Genomic DNA, 19719 nt, shown 5'->3' with positions numbered 1-19719 from the left:
ATAATTACAAGAAACTTATCCTGGATAATGTAGAAGAATAATTAGATCTCACTAGATGTACTTGCTCGGGTGCATACACCGTAAGCGTAAAATAAATGATGCTGTTTAGACGTTAGGACACCTATACCGTGCGGGTTTTTAATTTTATCGATTATGAGTAAGCTTCCATTACTAGAAACGCAAGTGGCTATTGACCGTCATAACTTAGCTGTTCTTCAAGCGCTTTATGACAACAATGCTAGTTTTACAACCTATGCCAAGAGCATAAACGAGATTTTCTACTACTATGTACAAAACTGTACAGACAATCCAGATGAGCTATTTATCGACCGCACAGATGTGCAATGTGTGCTAGATGTAGTCAACTCCTTCCTCCAATTACAAGAACCCCTTTTGGAGTGAGTTGGTTGTTGGTTGTTTGCTGTTGGTTGTTTTAAAGAAAATACCTTCTATTTCAGCAAAATCTACCGTTAACTGTCAATCGTTAACTTATTACACTCAAAGCACTTAATAAAACCACAAAAGCCCATAATGACCAAAGACTTCATTTCTTCGTTCATTTTTTTGAGTACGGGTCTAGTTTCAAAACGATAGTATAGCGCTGTTACCATTGCTCTAGACTGAATTTGTTTTAGGTCATTACTAAAAATCGTCTGTTTGCTGTCTTCGGTTTCCTGTTGAACATAGGCAAGCATTTGAACAAGCTGTTTTTGTGTTTGTTCAAAATTGGCTTGAGTCACCGGATTACTTGGTAATTTATTTTGTTCTTTGAAGTAGAGCCACAGCAAGAAATAAAGTCGCAATACCTCGTCGTGCTCCTCTAAAGATAGGTCTGTTTGATAACCAAAAACCACGGATAAGAAAAAAGGCTGATACTGTAAAATATCTCTAGATAGTTGAAGAGCCTCTTTCACTTCTAAGGTATCTATTTGACGAATGTATGGAATTAATGCAGTTAAATCCGAGAAATCGCTATCCGATAAATTAAAGTTTTTTGTCATTTACTATTTGTACGATTGGCGCAAGCCCCGCTAGTCTTACCAATTTTGAAGCGAAAGGTAACAAAAATATACGGATTTTAATGGGGTAATTTCTTTGTCTTTTGCTGTTGGTGTAGAACGGACTCATCGACTAACGACCTTCAACAAACAACTAACCATAAAAAAAGGATGTTCAAATGAACATCCTTTTTTATTTATATTTTTTCAACGGGCTAAAACACTTCACTCTTCCAAACCACTTGCCCTGGTTTTACTGTTTTCAAAGCAGTGACGCGAGCAAATCCTGCTACATAAGCGGCAGGATACGTACAAACATAATCCTCTACAATAGCATCGTGATCAATCGTAACATTGGCATTAATAATACAGTGTTTCCCGACTACCGCATCGGCTTGTATAACAGCATTGGCTAATACTACGGTTCCTTCACCTATTTTAGCCGTGGGTGAAACATAAGCGGTTGGATGAATAAGGGTAGCAAACGAATGTTTTACTTCTGTTGAGATTCTTTGTCTAACTTCATTATTTCCAATCCCTATAACAACCTTTGCCTCTACTTCACAACTTGCTTGATATGGATTACTAGCATCATCAAAATAATCTACCGCAATTGTATCATCCAGTTGATGAATTGCATCTGCAACAACCTTTCCATGTCCCCCTTTTCCGTAAATCATTATTTTTTTCATCTGTCTGTTTTGGTTTAAAGTAAAAGATAGACTAGTTTTTAGGTGCTACATATTTAGTAATGATGTTGCGCTTTAAAATCAAATATCCACCACTTAACACCACTAAAATTCCAATACTAACTCCTATTTGTACGGTTACAGCTTCTTGCGCTAAGGAAATAACAGAAGTACCGATTAAATATTGAATAATCCCATAAACAAAAGCCACATAGAGCTTGTTGATTCCCGCCTCATTACTCAAATATTGGTATAAGTGAGAGCGATGCGCCTGAAATATATTTTCTTTTTTCAATAAACGTCTAATGATGGTCCAAACGGTATCAATGCCATAAACAACTAAGAAAAGAATATAGATGAAATTTCCTGTTGTAATGATGAGCTGTCCCAACAAGAAAACCACAATAAAAGCCATACACACACTACCTACATCGCCTGCAAAAGCCTTTGCTTTATTTCTAAAGTTGAAGAATGCAAACACAGCTGCCCCCAACATAGCAAATACAATTAGGTTCTGATCTACAAAATGTACGTCTACGTTTACCATAGCTAACAATGCCAATACCACCATGCTATACCAAGCCGTAATACCATTAATTCCATCCATGAAATTATAGGCATTGATTGTTCCGATTACTCCAATCAATGCAGGCAGTATCCAGATCCAAGATAAGGCAAACAAATCCCATTGATAAAACATTAGTAACACTGATACCAAGTGAATAAGCAAACGTATCTTATTGGATAATGTAAAAATATCATCTAAAAAGCTGATAATCGTAATAGCGGTTAATCCCAAAAAGAAATAAGGATACTCAAAGCCCGAATAAATAAAGAAGGCTAAGGCACCAAAATAAAAAACCACACCTCCACCTCTTAACGTAATTTGAGTATGCGAACTTCGCTCATTGGGTTTATCTATAATATTGTACTTATCTGCTATCTTAAAGTACACTAACTCTGCAATAAATAGTATTGCTACTAGTAGAATGTATTCCATTTTTATTGTATTAATAAACGAAAAGCAAATCTCGTATTATAACTTTGAAAAACTTTGTATGGTGCGTTTTAACCCCTCCTCTGCGCTAATAGGCAACTGCTCGATCTGTAGTGCATTTTTTATTTTTGTATTAGATACTACTAAATCTGAGGTCATCTTGCCTAATCTCTTAGAATTTAAAGGCAATGGAATGAAATCTCCAAACTTTGCTAATCCTTTAACAAGTCCCTTAGGTAAAGGAAAATTAAAAATCTTTTTGTCTGTTACTTCTCCTATAACTGAAATAATAGTAGACGTTGCTATTGGTTGATCATCACAGATATGGTAAATTCCTGAAGGAACCATAGTATGTTTATTAATAATTTCTTTGATTAAATAATTGAAATTATCAATAGATAAAAAAGAACGTCGATTATCAAACTTAGACAATGGATAAGGTAAGCCTTTAGCTATTAACTTATATAACAAAGTTAGATTACCTTTATCTCCAGGTCCATGAACCATCGTCGGTCGTAAAATAATTATTTTCTTTCCGTCTGGAAGTTGTTGATCCATAATAAATTGCTCTGCTTTCTGTTTAGATTTACCATACCAAGAAACTGGATTTCCAACCATTTCTTCAGTCAAAGCATTAGCACTTCCCGATTCTTCTATAGCTGCTATAGAACTAATATGTATAAATAAGCTTGCTTCAGATTGTATAAAAACATTATATATGTTTTTTACCAACTCATAATTAGCATAATAAAAGTCTCTTTCAGTAGCCTCTCCTTTATGATCATGAGCCTTACCAACTAAATTGATAACAATATCTGCGGAATTAATCTTATCTAAATTTGTCAAATCACGCAAAGAACTTGTTTCAAAATGATAGTCAGTTAATAAAAAATCTGACAGATTTTTACCAATAAAGCCAGAAGCACCAAATACTAATAATTTATTTTCCATTGACTACAAATTCAAACTGTTTCATGATTTTATCTTTACAGTAATATTCTTCAGCAATTGTACTATTCCTATTATAATTATATTTTGTATTGATAGGAGTGATTGACATTAAAAAATCAACTAATTTATTGTCATTATCCCAATCAAAACTCCAGCCACAATCATGCTTCTTAATCATGATATCAATCTCAGAGTCACAATCACCAATATATAAAATAGGTTTGCCTAGATGTAATAAATTATAACTCTTAGATGGAACACCTAAACCGTACATTCCTTTAGCAAGAGTAACTAAACCAATATCAAATATGTTTAAAAATATAGATTGTTCTTCTCTAGGTTTACTTCCTAAAAAAATTATATTTTCATACCCCTCACTTATTTTTTTTAATTCATTCAATTGCGCACCTTCTCCTACAACAACAAAACAAATATTTATATTATTTGCTTTTTTGAAAGAATTAATAAACAAATCTAACCCTTGAACTCTTCCTACATTTCCTGCAAAACCAATAATAACTTTACTTTCAAAATTAAATCTCCCTAAATATTCATTTACATTTACATCAGAGCGATATACCAATTCAGAATCATACCAATTAGCAATAACTGCTATTTTATCTTTTTGAACTCGCTTTGTTATTAATAATTGTTTCATATCACCCCCTAAAACAATTATTTTATCCGCTTGTCTATAAGACCAATCAAAAATACTCTTAATAATTTTATAGCTAAGACTATCTTTACTTTTTAGGCCTGCAGGAATAGTATTTTCAGGAAAAACATCATGTACTAGTAATATATAATCAAACTTTTTAAACTTTCTTAAAACAGCAAGGAAGAAGATTATTAAAAAAGGATTAGTTACTGCTAAAACTTTCTCCCCTTTCTTTACATGCTTCATTACGGCTTTTGTCAACAAAAAACTACTACTAATAGCTCCTTTAATTCTACTAACAAAACTATTTTTATTAACATTTGAAACTTTACTTCTTCTAATACAAAAAGCTAAATCATTTTCCCCTTCACTAATATTACTATCATAAGCTAAATCTGTTGTTAATACTGATACATCATAAGAACCTTTAAAATATTTAGCAAGTTCTGTCATGATATATGCTGTAGATGTCTTATTTGGATAAAATAGTTCTGATACAATAAAAAGTTTTTTCATTATTTTTAAATTTCTTCACTCCAAACTGTTCGTTTTATATAATCAGTATAAGAAATAATAATTCTTACAACTTTCTCTGATACATTAGGCATAGAATAATCCGTTACTGAACGAAAATTACGTTGTTCACCAACTTCTTGCCTTAAAACTTGTACTAAACCTTGCATAACTCGATTAGGGGAAAGACCGACCATCATGACAGAAGCTTCCTCCATTGCCTCGGGACGTTCATGTGCTTGACGAATGTTTAATGCTCTGAAATTTAAAATAGATGATTCTTCTGAAATTGTACCTGAATCAGATAATACTGCATATGAATGCATTTGAAGTGCATTATAATCGTGGAAACCTAAAGGTTTTAAGAACTGAATTTCAGGTCTCACCTCTACTTTCATCTTATCAATCATATTTCGCGTTCGAGGATGTGTAGATACAATAATTGGAAATTTGTATTTTTCTGCTATAGCATTCAAGGAATCTATCAGTCCCATAAAATTTTTCTCAGAGTTAATATTTTCTTCTCTATGAGCTGATACAACAAAAAACTCCCTCTTTTGTAATTCTAATTTTTCTAACACCTTAGAAGCTTTAATCTGAGGTAAATAATGCATCAATACTTCAAACATTGGTGAACCTGTTTTAATTATTCTATCAGCAGGCAATCCTTCTCTAAGTAAATATTCACGAGCAATATCCGAATATGTCAAATTAATGTCAGAAGTGTGATCCACAATTTTTCTATTGGTTTCTTCTGGTACACGTTGATCAAAACATCGATTACCCGCTTCCATGTGAAAAATTGGTATATGACGTTTTTTTGCTGGTATAGCACATAAACAAGAATTTGTATCGCCTAACACTAAAAATGCATCAGGTTTTAAATCCTCTAAAAGCGGATCTATCTTAATAAGTATATTTCCAATTGTTTCTGTAGCTGTTCTACCAGCAGCTTCTAGAAAATAATCTGGTTTTCTAAGTCCTAAATCTTCAAAGAAAATTTGATTTAACTCATAATCATAGTTTTGACCAGTATGAACAATAATATGATCAATAGCTTCAGAAGCATCTAATGCAACTAAAACTCTAGATAATCTAATAATTTCTGGTCTTGTTCCTACAACCGTAACTACTTTTAATTTTCTCATAATTCTAAAAATTTCACCTTACTATAATTGACTATACATATTATCCATTCTCAATCATAGCAGACAATTTAATAGTATATTCAAATTTTAAAGCCCCTATGATTTTTTCTTTAGAAGCATTTTAAATTTTCTAATTCTCTTATCATTTATTATACTTCTACAAAATATGTATCAGCATCTTCTGGATTATACAATTCGTTAATCCAAAAAATAGTATAAAGTTCTTCTTCACCAATATTTTTAATATTGTGGGTATACCAAATTGGCATATCTACATAAGAAGGCTCCGAGCCGTCTAATTCAAAATTCAGCACTTCAGTTTCATCTATTTTGCGTAATTGTATTAAAGCTTTACCTTTTATTACAGCAAAACGTTCTATTTTTCGTGTATGATAATGATTACCTCTTGTAACTCCAGAAACTGTCGTAGAAAAAGAAACCTGCCCCCCAATACCTAAACGTATTACTTCAACAAAAGCCCCTCTTGGGTCAGTATGTTGTTTAAATTTAACAGGAAAAACTGTTTTGTAATCAATATATGAACGATATGTATTAAACAAATTTACTTCAAATGCTGTACTTAAAATTGGAATTTCTCCTCTATCTAAATATTTGCTTTGATAATCTTCTAAGAGGGTTAATACTTCTGAAACTTTTTTAGTTGATGTATGTGGAATAATTAATGCCTCTGTTGAAAAATCACTCTTGATTTCATCAAGTATAATCTCAACTAAATCTTGTACATAAATCAAATTAACCTCACCGTCTACAGCAATTGTTGGCGCAAAACCGTGTGTTAATTGATAACAAAAAGTAGCAATAAAAGAATTATAAAAAGGTTTTCCGAATGCGCCAAAAACATTAGGTATAATCATACCTGTAACCTTACCCCCAAATTCAGTTGCCCATTTCGTCAAACTTTCTCGCGAAACCTTTTTAGATTGTCCATATAAATTCTCTTTTTCCTCTTGTGTAGAAGATGATATTATAACATGAGCTTTACTATTAGTCCGCTTTAAAGAGGCTATCAATTGCTCAGTCAACTTAATATTTACATCATAAATAACTTGTTGATCTTCATGTCTATTCATTGCAGCTAAATGAACAATGACTTCGCACTTTTCAACAAATTGATCCAAACGATCTTCATTCTCAAAAAAGGATCGCTCAAAATAGATTCTTTCAAACTGTTCTGGATATAATCCCAAGGTATTGTACAAATGACTTCCAACAAAGCCATGTTGACCTGTAATTCCAACTTTAATCATATTTTTTATATTGTATTGAAAACTGCATTCTTAAAATATTCTATAGAATACCTTATTTCATCTTGTATTTCTCCTAAACTATAATCTGCTAACACTAATAATTTGCTATCTTTTTCTAATGCTTGTATAGCAGTAACGTGACCTTTCTCAACATGTAAATAGGTTAATTCATCAGCAGTAAGCACATACTTTACTACTGCAAGACTGTCGCTAGGATTCCCGAAATTATCTATTTTAATTACCGAAATTTCAAAGCTTCCAGTCATAGCAGCAAACCAACGTTGTTCTACTTGATGTCCTTGCCATCCTCGTATAAAATCAATCGATATATTTTCTATCGTATATATACGTTTTATAACTGTAGCATTAAACTCATTATTATACGTTAGCTTACCTCGTATATCTTGGTATTTTTCACCTAATAAAAGCATATATTCTAATTGCTAATCTAACATTTAAAAAACCAGTAGTAAATGCTTCTTACTCTGCGTACTGTTGTACATCTTCTCCAAAAATTTCTTTGCGTATTAAAGGTAATCTACTGATTAATTCTTTTAATCCTTCAACACCTTGTTGATTCGTATTATGAGAATGATAATCTTCTACAACTGATACATTTTCATTACCTTCAGAAAAATACTTCGCATAATTTAAATCACGATTATCTGCTGGTACACGATAAAAATCCCCCATATCCTCAGCCTTCATCATTTCTTCTCTAGTACATAATGTCTCATACAACTTCTCACCATGACGAGTGCCAATAATTTTAATTGGTACCTCCTTTCCTGTCAATTCTATTAATGCTTTTGCCAAATCACCTATACTTCCCGCGGGCGCTTTATTAACAAACAAATCACCTGGGTTACCATTTTCAAAAGCAAACAACACCAAATCAACCGCATCTTCTAAAGACATAAAAAAACGAGACATCGATGGATCTGTAATAGTTATAGCTTCATTCTTTTTTATTTGATTTAAAAAAAGAGGAATAACAGACCCTCGAGAAGCCATCACATTACCATAACGTGTCAAACATACAACTGTATCTGTCAAATTACGCGCTTCCGCAACAGCAACTTTTTCCATCATTGCTTTAGAAATCCCCATCGCATTAATCGGATAGGCAGCTTTGTCAGTGGAAAGACAAATCACTTTTTTCACTCCATTAGAAGCCGCAGCACGGATTACATTTTGTGTCCCTTCTACATTCGTTTTTACTGCTTGCATAGGGAAGAATTCACAAGATGGAACCTGTTTTAAAGCGGCAGCGTGAAAAATATAATCTACACCTCGGGTAGCAGGTTCTACACTACTTAAATCGCGTACATCACCTATATAATATTTGATTTTATCATTCTTATACAAATTTCGCATATCATCTTGTTTTTTCTCATCGCGTGAAAAAATACGAATTTCTTTAAAATGATCAGTTTCTAAAAAACGATGTAAAACTGCTGTACCAAAAGACCCTGTACCTCCAGTTATCAGCAGGGTTTTATTCTTTATTTTCATTATAACAATATTTTAATAAATTATCTATATACGTTTGGGCATTAAAAACCTCTAAAGCCGTTTTTCTTCCATTAAAACCAACCTCACATGCCTCAACATAATTACTCTGAATAGTCACTATACAGTTTGATATAGAAGCTAAATCTAAAGGTTCAAATAAATATGAATCAACTTTATTAGTTAGTACTTCACTTATCTCTCCTGCTGTTGTATATATCACAGGTACACTTGAAAGCAGATATTCTCCCAGCTTTGTAGGAAATCCACCTGATACAAAAGACATAGGAGTATTAATCAATAATTTACTTTTACCAATCCTAGTTGGAAAAGTCTCATTGTCGATCTGTCCTATTACTTTTATAAAGGAATAAAAATCCTCTTCTTCAATCTTTTTAACGTATTCGAGTACATCTTTATGTGATTGTTTAATTCTCTCAAAATTCCCAATAAGTACAAGCTTCCAAATGTCTAAATCATTATTTATACAAAAATCATAATAATTACGATAAACCTCTAATGTATTAATTAATCCATCTCTATTATGAACACCGAAAACACAAGTAATTTCATTTACTCTCTTTTTAGGAGGTATTAAGTTTTCATATCGATCAACATCAATAGTTATTGGCATTTTAAAAACACTCTTTTTTAAAATAATACTATAAAAATCGACTAATTCATTACTTACAGTTATAATACCATCATATCTTCTTAATGCGAAACATTCAACCTTTTTTTGAAAACTAGATTTGTTTTTGAAATTCTTAGGATACTCTGTAATATCAAGAATAACAGGAATGTTTATACACTTGCACACCAAACTAGTTAATGTATTAAACAACAACTCATTATGATAAGAAATAACACTATTGTGTTTTCTTGACAGTAATACTATTAGAAATTTAAGCACCCCTAGAATGTAATATAATGATTTAATCAAAAGAGAAACTTTGGTTCTATCCCAAGAAATCTTAGATAAATAAACATAGTTAACTCCTTGATAGCATCCCTCTTTTTGACTATTAATTCTAGCATCATTAGTTGGTGCTAAAATATAAACAGTAACATTGCAACCTTTATTTACCAATTCTTTTGTGTAAGAAAGAATTCTTACAGTTGAAACATTTCCCTTAGGAAAAGGTCCTAAAAAAGCATAAGCTATATTTTTCATTTATAAACTAATAAATTGATTCATAGTAACTAATCCCAAATATCCTATTGACATTAAACAAAGGATAGGTACTCCATAAATGAGTAGCATTTTGTAGCAACAACAAAGCAAATGAAAAATAGAAAACAAATATAATTGTTCTAAAATGCCTGATAAGCCTCAAGTTTAATACATACTTAAAAAAGTATAAATATCCAATGAGATTAAACATCAAAAGTAAACGAAATAATCGTGCAAAATAAGGAAGAAAATAAAAAAAGGTTAATAAAAAAAGACACAATAAATTAATATTTATGAACATTATCCTTATTCTCATTTGATCTTGTGACAATACACTAACATTCAAACAATTATTATAATAGTAAACGCTTAAAGCAACTAATACTATTAATCCAACAAAAGAATTAGAAATGCCGCTAAATCCTGAATATGCATTAAGTTTATGGAGAAAAAACCCTCCAAAGTAACCCGAAACAAAATTAAAAAGGAAAAAACCCATTGCAAAAACTACAATTGCATATTTTACAATTTTTGATATACTGAATTTTCTTTCGTTGCTAATCGCAAAAACCAAAATCAAAAAAGTTAATGAACTGGCGTGTATAAAAGCACACAAAAGAATATAAATAATAAACTTTTTTTTACTTATTTTATTATTGTATATTGAGACTAACAGAACGAATAAAATCAAAACATGAGATAATGCATTACGCATATATACATACTCTAATATAAAAATAACAAAATACAATATATTAAAATACCCTACCTTATCACAAATCTTTGAACTTAAATAATACACAATACTAAGAACAAAGAAAGCAAATACAATCATGAAACTTGAAAATTTTAACCCAAAAATATTATTAAAAATATAATTAATTAAAAAATATCCCTTTTCAATATTTGTTGTCCAAATAGTATCATACGTGGTACTTAGGTAAACAGCTTCATAAGCTTCATAATCCCCATTCCATGCATTCCATCCCCACAATAACCACATATAAATAAAAACTAACAAACTCACGCCCCTACTCCTTTCAAAGAAGCATGACAAGAGAAATAATAAAACTATGATTAAAATATGTAGACTCATTCAAAAAAAGCTTTTCTGGTAAAATAAAAATATATAGAAAAAACTAAATAAATAACACCTGCCAAAATAACAGAAATAGCAGCACCACTTGCACTATATTTAGGAATTAATATAATATTACTTAGAAATAAACACAGACCTATAATTATAGAAGTATTTCGTATTTCTTTACCAAATCCCTTTGCTAACAAAAACTTATTAAAACAATCAGCAATTCCATAAAAAAAATAACCAATAATTAAAATTTTATTTATATCGCTAACTCTAAAATAGTCTTCACCATAAATAATTTTTACTATAAAATCTGAAGAGAGATACATCAATAATAAGGATAGTATACAGACAAATACAACTAAAAAAAGTATCTTTTTACTTAAAGATCTACTATTAACAAAATTTGTATAATTACTCGTAGCTATAACATTTGGCAATAATGTTAATGGGGTTGATAACTGAATTGCTAAATTATAGTAACCAATTTCTGAACTCTCCTTATTAAAAAAACCTATTAACACTCCTGTAAAACTAACAGCTCCTAATGATATTAATGAACCTGTGTATACATTAAAACCGAAAGCAAAATCATTTCTTAAGAAAGCTTTAATTTTTTCCTTTAAACTGTCATAACTTGGCTTTAGAGCGAAATAACAAGAAACATGAACCAACACATAACTGATTAAAAAACAATACAAGATCTCTAATGAAGATATAAACTCTAAATACCAAGTCAAAAACGCCACAAACACCAAAAATAAAAGGCGAGGCATGAACCTATAAAAAGCTAAAAACTTAACATTTTGCATGCTTTGGAATAAAACTTCACTTAAATTATTGGCACTAAAAATCCAAACAAAAGGTAGGGAAATTAATATCAAACTAACTACTTCAGTTTTATAAGGAATAAAATAAAAAAAGTAACTAATAATTATTATAGCCAATTGCAAAAGAAAAATAACAAGCACAAAAAAATACCCTAATCCTAATATTTTCCTATACTCATATCTATTTTCTATTTTAGCAAGTGCTCTACTTAAAGGATAAAAAACTCCTAAAGCTGTTATAATTTGAATAAAATTAAAAAAATTAAGACTATATGAAAACAACCCAAACTCATCTTGAGTTAAAACACTAGTAATCAATTTATTTGTAATTAACAAACAAAACATTCCGACAAGCGTTGACACTAATAACACTATTGATCTTTTTACTTGCATTAGCTAACAATTTGTTTTAAAACTATAAAGTGATTTTCATAAACATCTTTATTTGAAGGAATTCCGTCTAAAACATTTTTTCCTTTCCTAATCAAATCATTTCTAACAATCTCGTCTTCACAGATCAATTCTATATAAGATAACCCTGCATTTACGTCAAAAGGGTCTTCTAAATACATAGCAGCATCACCACAAATCGTTTTATTAAAGCTAAAATCAGTAGTAATAATTGGTACATCGAAAATCATTGATTCCAAAAAGCTTACAGAGAAAACCTCCAGTAAAGTAGGTAAGAAGAAAACATGAGCCATTTTATAAACTTCAACTAATTCATCTAACTTAAGCTTTCCTAGATTTACAAAATAATCAGCTACATCATACTGTTTAATCAGATGGTTTACATGACTGCCTTCCCACTGTTCTATTGGAATAGTAAGAAAAAATTTATAATTTTTCTTTTTATTTTTCTTCATCAAACCAGCAATTCCTACTAAGAGTTCTATATTTTTATGCGGATAATTAGCAGATACACATATAATATTTCTAACTCCTTTATAATCTCTTTCAAAATTTAAACTAACAAATTCTTCAAAATTATAAGAATAAACATTTTGTATTACATAAACATTTTCTTCTTTTTTACCCAAATTAGCAACGATTTTTTGTTTAGCATCTAATGTTTGAGTAATGAAATATTTAGCACGATTTAAATATTGCTTTTTTACCAGAACCTCTAATCTTGCACGAAATTGCCCAATAAAAGAAAGTTTTTTATAAGCAACAGTATCCTTCTCAATTAACCAAGGATTAGTTAATCTTAAAACTTCTTTGCACTTAAAATTGATGTATGAAGGCGCTCCAACAGAATAAACAACATCTGCCTTTACACTCTCAGCATAATTTCTTATCTCTCTTTTTACCTTTGTGGCAAAAATATTTGAAGGATATTCTGAAACGATTAAAGTCTTACTTTTATTTGTAGCTATTAATTCAAACAAAATCTTATTTGTTATATAATAAACATCAAAATCTTGTTCTTTAAAGCTTTGTTTTATAACATTAATGGCCACCTGAATAGCTCCACCTGCCCTAATAGTTGAAGTATTAATTACTAAAATCTTTCGCATATTAATTACTAAAATACTTTTTAAACCATTCAACAAAGCTTTTCACCCCCTCTGTAATAGACGTTGTACTTTTATACCCTATTTTACCTAAATTAGTAGTATCAGCCCATGTTCTTGGAACATCACCTGCTTGCATTGGCATCATATTTTTTTCAGCTACTTGTCCTAATTCTGTTTCTAGTGTTTCTATAAATTCCATTAGAGAAACAGGGGCTCCATTGCCAATATTAAATAACTGATAATATGGCTTTTCTAATTCTTTTGTTGGTGGATGCAGTAGAGTAAGTAGTATTCCAGACACAATATCATCAATATAAGTAAAATCTCGACTCATATCACCATTATTAAAAACCTTAATTGCTCTTCCCTCTGTAATAGCCGAAGCAAACAGAATCGGAGCCATATCAGGTCTTCCATAAGGACCATAAACAGTAAAGAAACGCAAACCAGAGGTCGGCAATTGATACAAATAGCTATAGGTATGTGCCATCAATTCATTTGCTTTCTTAGTCGCTGCATATAAACTAACAGGATAATCCACTCGATCTTCTTCTCCAAACGGAACTTTAGGGTTTTCACCATAAACAGAAGAACTAGAAGCATAGACTAAATGCTTAATTTTACTGTGTCTACAACACTCTAATAGATTTACAAATCCGACTAGATTGCTATCAACATAAGCCATTGGGTTTTCTAAACTATAACGAACACCTGCCTGGGCGGCTAAATTAATAACACCGTCAAACTTGTATTGTTCAAAAAGTTGAGGCAAAAGCATTCGATCTTCTAAATTAATTCGATAAAAGGTTAAATGCTCATACAATGTTGACTGTACTGATTCTCCCCATTTTTCTGCTTTTTCCTTATCAATTCCTAATTCTCTTAATCTAGCATACTTTAAATTAACATCATAGTAATCATTAACATTGTCAATACTAACAACAGCGTAGCCATCATCAAGTAAACGCTGTGTTGTAAAATAACCTATAAATCCCGCTCCGCCTGTTACTAATATAGTATTCATATCACTCTAATTTAATCCTCTACCAATTGTATATACCTCAAAACCAATTTGCTCCAAAGCTTGACGATCTAAAATATTACGTCCATCAAAGACAAACGCAGGTTTTTGCATTGTATTGTAGATGCGTTGCCAATCATAGGTTTTAAACTCGTCCCATTCCGTTAACACCGCAATACCGTGGGCGTCTTGCAAAGCCGCGTAAGGATCAGGGTGTACCGTTAGGTGTTTTCTATTTGCTTCTGGCTCACGCGTTGCCAAATAGTCTAAATCCGACAGCATTTGCTGTTCCGTTACTTTCGGATCATACACGTGAATTTGCGCTTCTTCTTCCATCAAGTCATTGGCTACATAAATAGCAGCAGATTCGCGGGTGTCGTTGGTATCTTTTTTGAACGCCCACCCCAAGAAGGCAATTTTCTTATCATTTACGGTATTGAACAGCGTACTCACGATGTTTTCAGCAAAACGGCGCTTTTGGTAGTCGTTCATCAGGATTACTTGCTCCCAATAGTCGGCTACTTCGTCTAAGCCGTACGATTTGGCAATGTACACCAAGTTTAAAATATCTTTTTGGAAGCACGACCCTCCAAACCCAACAGAAGCCTTTAAGAACTTGCTTCCGATGCGGCTATCCGTTCCGATGGCTCTCGCTACCTCACTCACATCTGCTCCCGAAGCTTCGCATAGCTCAGAAATAGCATTGATGGAAGACACGCGTTGTGCCAGGAAAGCATTAGCCGTTAGCTTAGACAATTCAGACGACCAAACGTTGGTGCGCAAGATGCGCTCTTGGGGTACCCAAGCCCCGTAAATCGCCGCTAATGCCTCGATAGCCTCTTGTCCTTTTGGCGTTTCTTCTCCTCCAATCAATACGCGATCGGGGTTCATCAAATCTTGAATGGCCGTTCCTTCTGCTAAAAACTCCGGATTGGACAAGATTTGAAACGCTACGCCATTACCCGTTTGATCTAAAATGCGCTTGATCGCCTGTGCCGTACGCACGGGTAAGGTTGATTTTTCTACTACGATTTTATCTGTCTTTGCCACGCGAGCAATCTGACGTGCACATAGCTCAATATACTTTAAATCCGCTGCCATGCCCTTCCCCTTCCCATAGGTTTTGGTTGGGGTATTCACGGAAATAAAAATCATATCCGCTTCGTCAATGGCTTTATCTACGTTCGTATCAAAAAATAAGTTACGCCCTCTTGCTTCCGCTACCACAGCATCCAAACCAGGCTCGTAAATAGGTAACTTGTTCAAGTCTGCATCATTCCACGCCTGAATACGCGCTTCGTTAATATCTACTACGGTGATTTGAATATGAGGATTTTTCTGCGCAATAACAGCCATCGTAGGTCCACCTACATACCCTGCACCTACGCAACAAATTTTAGTAATACTTTTCATTTTTTACAATCTTATTATAATCTACTATCTACTTTATCTTGGTCTAACACACTTTTGGTGTCAAACACAACGCCCATTTGATGTACTAATTCACGAACGTTCAATTTATCAAATTCTCTATGTGCCGTGGTTAGCACCACAGCGTCGTATTGCTGTTGGAGGATATCGTTAGACGACACCAACTCCAAACCGTATTCCGCTCTTACTTCGTCAGGGTTTACCCACGGATCACATACTTCCACGGCTATGCCATACGAGATCAACTCTTCGTATATATTCGCCACTTTGGTATTGCGCGTATCGGGGCAATTCTCCTTAAAGGCAAAGCCCAACAACAACACCTTAGCTTGACTTACATTGATATTTTGCTGTACCATGAGCTTCACCACCTTACTCGCTATAAAAATAGGAATTTCGTCGTTTACCCTTCTCCCCGAAAGAATCACATCAGGATAATAGCCCAACTGAATGGCTTTATGTGCTAAATAATACGGATCTACCGAAATACAATGTCCACCTACCAACCCAGGTCTAAACTTTAAAAAGTTAAACTTGGTTCCGGCTGCTTCTAACACTTCTTGTGTGTCAATGCCAATGCGATCAAAGATCAACGCCAATTCATTGACAAAAGATATATTGACATCGCGCTGTGCATTTTCAATTACTTTCGCAGCCTCTGCTACCTTGATAGAAGTTGCTTTATGCGTTCCGGCTTGAATGATTTGTTGGTAGAGTTGATCGATTTCTTCTGCAATAGCAGGTGTACTACCCGAAGTTACTTTAACAATGGTTTCTAAGGTATTGACTTTATCACCAGGATTGATTCGCTCGGGTGAATAACCCACGTAAAAATCGCGGTTAAACTGTAGTTTGGATGTAGCTTCGAGTACAGGGATACACTCTTCTTCTGTACATCCGGGATATACCGTAGATTCATAAATTACGATATCCTCAGGCTTGAGTACCTCTCCGACCAAGCGAGAAGCGCTTTTTAAGGGAGATAAATCAGGTGCATTAAATTGATTGATAGGCGTGGGAACGGTAATGATAAAGACATTAGCCTCTGCTAAATCTTTAATCTCACAACTAGGCAAATATCCAACAACACCACCAGAAGTTTGGTAGGTCATTAACGATACCTTTAACTGCTCTTGATCCGCTTCTTTGGTGTCGTCTTGCGCTTGTTTTAAGCTCGAAATACGCTTTGCGTTAATATCAAAACCCACTACAGGGTAGTGTTTTGAAAACGCTAGTGCCAAAGGCAAACCAACGTAGCCCTGCCCTATAACAGCAATCTTAATTTTCTTTTTCATTTTTGGTTACTTTCTTATTACTTCTAATTTCAGATAAAAAAGTAAGGTGTTTTTAGCTTAAGCTATTTCCCTAAGCACACAAAGGTACATTTTTTAACCATTACGCATAACATTCCTTTTATTATTTTTAAGTAAAAGCATTCTCTCCCTCCCTTAAAAAACTACTCATTAAACAAATAAAAGGTTAAAACCGACTAAATTATTGACTTTAAACCACCTTATCTGTTTGTTTATTAATTTTTCTATCGAATTTAAACCATTAGGGTGGTGGTGGTTTGTCGATTGTCAATTGTTGTTTGTTAAGACCGTCAACCGTTAACTCTACCGATACCTTATAACAGATCACGGATCACTCATTCAAAAAACATAGGTGACTTTTTTATGCGGTATTGCAAGAATAAAAAAAGAGAACAACCTTTGTATAAACAAATACGAAGAAGCATGGATCAAGTAAAGAGAAAAGGATCTAAAACAGTTGCGGGGATTCCCCCTGCAGTATTAGAGCAGTTGAATCGCGGTGAAATAGAAACAGCAAATTTAGTGGAATGGCTGGCTATTGACTCGAGTGTTTTGCTACAAACCGTTTTAGAGCAGTGCAACCGAACGCATTATTTGCCTGCAATACACACCGCATTAGCTGCGCTAAAAAAACCGACCATTACTTTGAGAAATGCAACGATTGGCGAATTACTCCTTCTACAAGCAACAGCAGCAAAAGACGAGGACCTCTTTTCTATTGTAAGTAAACATCCTGCGGATATGGTTCGCTGTTGGGCTACGTATATGATCGGTTTACACCCAACGTATAGTCCGTTAGAAAAACTAGAGGCGATTCAAGCTTTCGCAGCGGATTCGCATTTTGGTGTTCGCGAAACCGCCTGGATGGCGGTACGCTCTACTATTATTGCTAATTTATCGCTGAGTTTGGAAACACTCTTACCTTGGACACTCCACGCAGATGAGAATATCCGTCGCTTTGCTACAGAATCCACTCGCCCCCGTGGGGTTTGGTGTGCACATATCGAAGAGCTTAAAGCCAATCCTACCCTCGCCTTGCCTTTATTGGAAAACCTTCGCAATGACCCCGCTAAATACGTACAAGATAGTGTAGCCAACTGGCTGAATGACGCTAGTAAAACGCAACCTGATTTTGTGCGTAATCGCTGCGCTCAATGGAGCAAAGAAAGTGATACAAAAGCAACGGCTTATATTGTGAAGAAAGCGATGAGAAGCTTGAACAGTTAACAGTTAACAGTTAACAGTTAACAGTTAACAGTGAACAGTGAACAGTTAACGGTAGATTTTTCTGAAATAAGAAAGTTTTTGCTTTAATCGACAATTGGTGAACAGTTAACAGTTAACGGTGAACAGTTAACGCTACAATCTAATTCTTCTTCTCAAGGTGTAGTAACTCATCAGTAATTGATCATACCAAAGGGCGAATAGCAGCAGTATAGCAGCTAGGGCTAGTGTTTTAAACTGATAGTGAAAGTACAAAAATCCACCTGCTACACAACCAACGAAGAAACAGCCAATAATAGCAAGCATCAAAAAGACACTGCGAAAGAGGCGGATGCGTTCGGCTCTATTTTTATAGAAGAACAACTGAGAGAGTACAATCCCCAAATCAGTAAACAACCCCGTAAGGTGTGTGGTGCGTACTACTGCACCGGAAACTCTCGTTACCAAGGAATTTTGGAGTCCCATAGAAAACAGCAACACCAAAGCGCAGAACACACTGTATTTCTGCAAAGCACCTACATAAAAAACATCCACAGTACTGATTCCTAGCAATAAGACCACTTCTATTAAAATCGGAATTACATAGGACACTTCTGGTTTGTGTTTGAGTACCCATTCCATAATAAGACTAGAAATAAAGGAACCCAACAAAAAGAAAAAGGTATAAATAAGATAAACGAAGGCTCTGCTGTAGTTTTCTTCGATGACTTCTTCTGCAAAAAAAGCAAAATGCCCCGTCACATTGGTGGTTAAGGTACTCAAACCCAATACCCCCACAATATTAACGATCCCCGCTACACCGGATAGTAGGGAAGCTAATTTGAGATTGTGAGAGTATGCGCGATTTTTACCTTGGTGCCTAAACATGATCCGATTTCCTTTTGAACAAAGATAGGGATGTTTTTTGATTGTCGTTCGTTGTGAGGTTTGCTCGTTGTGAGGTTTGCTCGTTGTGAGGTTTGTGTTTTTAAAGAAAATGCTTGCTATTTCAGAAAAATCTACTGTTAACCGTTAACCGTTAACCGTTAACCGATCACAGTACCCCCACACAGTATGTCACCCTGAGGCAACGAAGGGTCGCATCCTACGAGTCCTTGAAAGACGAGTAAGGGTTGTTGGAGGGGTGAGTGACTGGGGTGATTGACGAGCGTTGAATACACACAGTACCCACACACAGTACCCACACACAGTACCCACACACAGTACCCACACACAGTACCCACACACAGTATGTCACCCTGAGGCAACGAAGGGTCGCATCCTACGAGTCCTTGAAAGAAAACACTTGCTATTTCAGAAAAATCTACTGTTAACCGTTAACCGTTAACCGTTAACCGATCACAGTACCCACACACAGTATGTCACCCTGAGGCAACGAAGGGTCG

At 33.9% G+C, this 19719-nt stretch carries 19 protein-coding genes; 2 read left to right on the top strand and 17 right to left on the bottom strand.

The annotated features are described in order from the left end of the window. Window positions 1–153: 153 nt before the first annotated feature. Window positions 154–402, top strand: coding sequence for a hypothetical protein (locus ACPDG9_RS14980; protein WP_430528529.1), 249 nt, complete (start codon window positions 154–156; stop codon window positions 400–402). Between the two features lie 68 nt (window positions 403–470). Here ACPDG9_RS14980 and ACPDG9_RS14975 read toward each other — a convergent pair whose 3' ends face one another. The 16 genes from ACPDG9_RS14975 to ACPDG9_RS14900 form a co-directional block, all read right to left on the bottom strand. Next, window positions 471–1001, bottom strand: a complete 531-nt coding sequence (locus ACPDG9_RS14975; RefSeq protein WP_430528528.1) for a hypothetical protein — start codon at window positions 999–1001, stop codon at window positions 471–473. Between the two features lie 212 nt (window positions 1002–1213). After that, the gene (locus tag ACPDG9_RS14970) at window positions 1214–1690 is read right to left on the bottom strand and encodes a transferase (protein ID WP_430528527.1); all 477 of its coding nucleotides are present in this window, start codon (window positions 1688–1690) and stop codon (window positions 1214–1216) included. 31 nt (window positions 1691–1721) lie between these two features. After that, entirely contained in the window at window positions 1722–2687 is a 966-nt protein-coding gene (locus ACPDG9_RS14965) for an MraY family glycosyltransferase (RefSeq protein WP_430528526.1), read from the bottom strand. A 36-nt stretch (window positions 2688–2723) separates the two neighbouring features. After that, window positions 2724–3635, bottom strand: coding sequence for an NAD-dependent epimerase/dehydratase family protein (locus ACPDG9_RS14960; RefSeq protein WP_430528525.1), 912 nt, complete (start codon window positions 3633–3635; stop codon window positions 2724–2726). Then, window positions 3625–4809 carry a glycosyltransferase family 4 protein gene (locus ACPDG9_RS14955; RefSeq protein WP_430528524.1) on the bottom strand — a complete coding sequence of 395 codons (1185 nt, stop codon included), beginning with the start codon at window positions 4807–4809 and terminating at the stop codon, window positions 3625–3627. Before ACPDG9_RS14955 ends, ACPDG9_RS14960 begins: the two co-directional genes overlap by 11 nt. Window positions 4810–4814: 5 nt before the next feature. Further along, window positions 4815–5954 (bottom strand): non-hydrolyzing UDP-N-acetylglucosamine 2-epimerase, encoded by a 1140-nt coding sequence (wecB, locus tag ACPDG9_RS14950; RefSeq protein ID WP_430528523.1) that lies wholly within the window; start codon window positions 5952–5954, stop codon window positions 4815–4817. Window positions 5955–6103: 149 nt separating this feature from the next. Beyond that, a complete protein-coding gene (locus tag ACPDG9_RS14945) occupies window positions 6104–7222 on the bottom strand; it encodes an NAD-dependent epimerase/dehydratase family protein (protein WP_430528522.1) in 1119 nt (372 codons plus the stop codon). Window positions 7223–7227: 5 nt separating this feature from the next. Further along, complete coding sequence (locus ACPDG9_RS14940; protein ID WP_430528521.1) at window positions 7228–7653, bottom strand: WxcM-like domain-containing protein; 426 nt, start codon at window positions 7651–7653, stop codon at window positions 7228–7230. Between the two features lie 49 nt (window positions 7654–7702). Further along, on the bottom strand, window positions 7703–8737 hold the full coding sequence (locus ACPDG9_RS14935; protein WP_430528520.1) for a polysaccharide biosynthesis protein: 1035 nt from the start codon (window positions 8735–8737) through the stop codon (window positions 7703–7705). Further along, window positions 8721–9908 (bottom strand): glycosyltransferase, encoded by a 1188-nt coding sequence (locus ACPDG9_RS14930; protein ID WP_430528519.1) that lies wholly within the window; start codon window positions 9906–9908, stop codon window positions 8721–8723. Before ACPDG9_RS14930 ends, ACPDG9_RS14935 begins: the two co-directional genes overlap by 17 nt. A 7-nt stretch (window positions 9909–9915) precedes the next feature. After that, window positions 9916–11004, bottom strand: coding sequence for an EpsG family protein (locus ACPDG9_RS14925; protein ID WP_430528518.1), 1089 nt, complete (start codon window positions 11002–11004; stop codon window positions 9916–9918). After that, window positions 11001–12218 (bottom strand): oligosaccharide flippase family protein, encoded by a 1218-nt coding sequence (locus tag ACPDG9_RS14920; RefSeq protein ID WP_430528517.1) that lies wholly within the window; start codon window positions 12216–12218, stop codon window positions 11001–11003. Before ACPDG9_RS14920 ends, ACPDG9_RS14925 begins: the two co-directional genes overlap by 4 nt. Next, a complete protein-coding gene (locus tag ACPDG9_RS14915; RefSeq protein ID WP_430528516.1) occupies window positions 12218–13345 on the bottom strand; it encodes a glycosyltransferase in 1128 nt (375 codons plus the stop codon). Before ACPDG9_RS14915 ends, ACPDG9_RS14920 begins: the two co-directional genes overlap by 1 nt. Window position 13346: 1 nt before the next feature. Beyond that, entirely contained in the window at window positions 13347–14369 is a 1023-nt protein-coding gene (locus ACPDG9_RS14910; RefSeq protein WP_430528515.1) for an NAD-dependent epimerase/dehydratase family protein, read from the bottom strand. A 6-nt stretch (window positions 14370–14375) separates the two neighbouring features. Continuing rightward, window positions 14376–15779, bottom strand: coding sequence for a UDP-glucose 6-dehydrogenase (locus ACPDG9_RS14905; RefSeq protein WP_430528514.1), 1404 nt, complete (start codon window positions 15777–15779; stop codon window positions 14376–14378). 14 nt (window positions 15780–15793) lie between these two features. Next, the gene (locus tag ACPDG9_RS14900; protein WP_430528513.1) at window positions 15794–17092 is read right to left on the bottom strand and encodes a nucleotide sugar dehydrogenase; all 1299 of its coding nucleotides are present in this window, start codon (window positions 17090–17092) and stop codon (window positions 15794–15796) included. 441 nt (window positions 17093–17533) lie between these two features. On the opposite strand from ACPDG9_RS14900, the gene ACPDG9_RS14895 reads away from it, so the two are divergent. Continuing rightward, entirely contained in the window at window positions 17534–18337 is an 804-nt protein-coding gene (locus ACPDG9_RS14895; RefSeq protein ID WP_430528512.1) for a DNA alkylation repair protein, read from the top strand. Between the two features lie 132 nt (window positions 18338–18469). Here the strand turns inward: ACPDG9_RS14895 and ACPDG9_RS14890 are convergent, their stop codons facing one another. After that, window positions 18470–19201: a YoaK family protein gene (locus ACPDG9_RS14890; RefSeq protein ID WP_430528511.1), complete on the bottom strand. Its 732-nt coding sequence runs from the start codon at window positions 19199–19201 to the stop codon at window positions 18470–18472. Window positions 19202–19719: the final 518 nt, after the last annotated feature.

The sequence above is a fragment of the Myroides sp. C6-3 genome (assembly GCF_050522425.1).
Classification (GTDB): domain Bacteria; phylum Bacteroidota; class Bacteroidia; order Flavobacteriales; family Flavobacteriaceae; genus Flavobacterium.
This window is presented reverse-complemented; position numbering and strand designations above follow the sequence as displayed.

What these genes read in the sequence shown, in the direction of transcription:
- ACPDG9_RS14980 (WP_430528529.1), top strand. Translation starts at nt 154, where the DNA reads ATGAGTAAGCTTCCATTACTAGAAACGCAAGTGGCTATTGACCGTCAT.
- ACPDG9_RS14975 (WP_430528528.1), bottom strand. Translation starts at nt 1,001, where the DNA reads ATGACAAAAAACTTTAATTTATCGGATAGCGATTTCTCGGATTTAACT.
- ACPDG9_RS14970 (WP_430528527.1), bottom strand. Translation starts at nt 1,690, where the DNA reads ATGAAAAAAATAATGATTTACGGAAAAGGGGGACATGGAAAGGTTGTT.
- ACPDG9_RS14965 (WP_430528526.1), bottom strand. Translation starts at nt 2,687, where the DNA reads ATGGAATACATTCTACTAGTAGCAATACTATTTATTGCAGAGTTAGTG.
- ACPDG9_RS14960 (WP_430528525.1), bottom strand. Translation starts at nt 3,635, where the DNA reads ATGGAAAATAAATTATTAGTATTTGGTGCTTCTGGCTTTATTGGTAAA.
- ACPDG9_RS14955 (WP_430528524.1), bottom strand. Translation starts at nt 4,809, where the DNA reads ATGAAAAAACTTTTTATTGTATCAGAACTATTTTATCCAAATAAGACA.
- wecB (WP_430528523.1), bottom strand. Translation starts at nt 5,954, where the DNA reads ATGAGAAAATTAAAAGTAGTTACGGTTGTAGGAACAAGACCAGAAATT.
- ACPDG9_RS14945 (WP_430528522.1), bottom strand. Translation starts at nt 7,222, where the DNA reads ATGATTAAAGTTGGAATTACAGGTCAACATGGCTTTGTTGGAAGTCAT.
- ACPDG9_RS14940 (WP_430528521.1), bottom strand. Translation starts at nt 7,653, where the DNA reads ATGCTTTTATTAGGTGAAAAATACCAAGATATACGAGGTAAGCTAACG.
- ACPDG9_RS14935 (WP_430528520.1), bottom strand. Translation starts at nt 8,737, where the DNA reads ATGAAAATAAAGAATAAAACCCTGCTGATAACTGGAGGTACAGGGTCT.
- ACPDG9_RS14930 (WP_430528519.1), bottom strand. Translation starts at nt 9,908, where the DNA reads ATGAAAAATATAGCTTATGCTTTTTTAGGACCTTTTCCTAAGGGAAAT.
- ACPDG9_RS14925 (WP_430528518.1), bottom strand. Translation starts at nt 11,004, where the DNA reads ATGAGTCTACATATTTTAATCATAGTTTTATTATTTCTCTTGTCATGC.
- ACPDG9_RS14920 (WP_430528517.1), bottom strand. Translation starts at nt 12,218, where the DNA reads ATGCAAGTAAAAAGATCAATAGTGTTATTAGTGTCAACGCTTGTCGGA.
- ACPDG9_RS14915 (WP_430528516.1), bottom strand. Translation starts at nt 13,345, where the DNA reads ATGCGAAAGATTTTAGTAATTAATACTTCAACTATTAGGGCAGGTGGA.
- ACPDG9_RS14910 (WP_430528515.1), bottom strand. Translation starts at nt 14,369, where the DNA reads ATGAATACTATATTAGTAACAGGCGGAGCGGGATTTATAGGTTATTTT.
- ACPDG9_RS14905 (WP_430528514.1), bottom strand. Translation starts at nt 15,779, where the DNA reads ATGAAAAGTATTACTAAAATTTGTTGCGTAGGTGCAGGGTATGTAGGT.
- ACPDG9_RS14900 (WP_430528513.1), bottom strand. Translation starts at nt 17,092, where the DNA reads ATGAAAAAGAAAATTAAGATTGCTGTTATAGGGCAGGGCTACGTTGGT.
- ACPDG9_RS14895 (WP_430528512.1), top strand. Translation starts at nt 17,534, where the DNA reads ATGGATCAAGTAAAGAGAAAAGGATCTAAAACAGTTGCGGGGATTCCC.
- ACPDG9_RS14890 (WP_430528511.1), bottom strand. Translation starts at nt 19,201, where the DNA reads ATGTTTAGGCACCAAGGTAAAAATCGCGCATACTCTCACAATCTCAAA.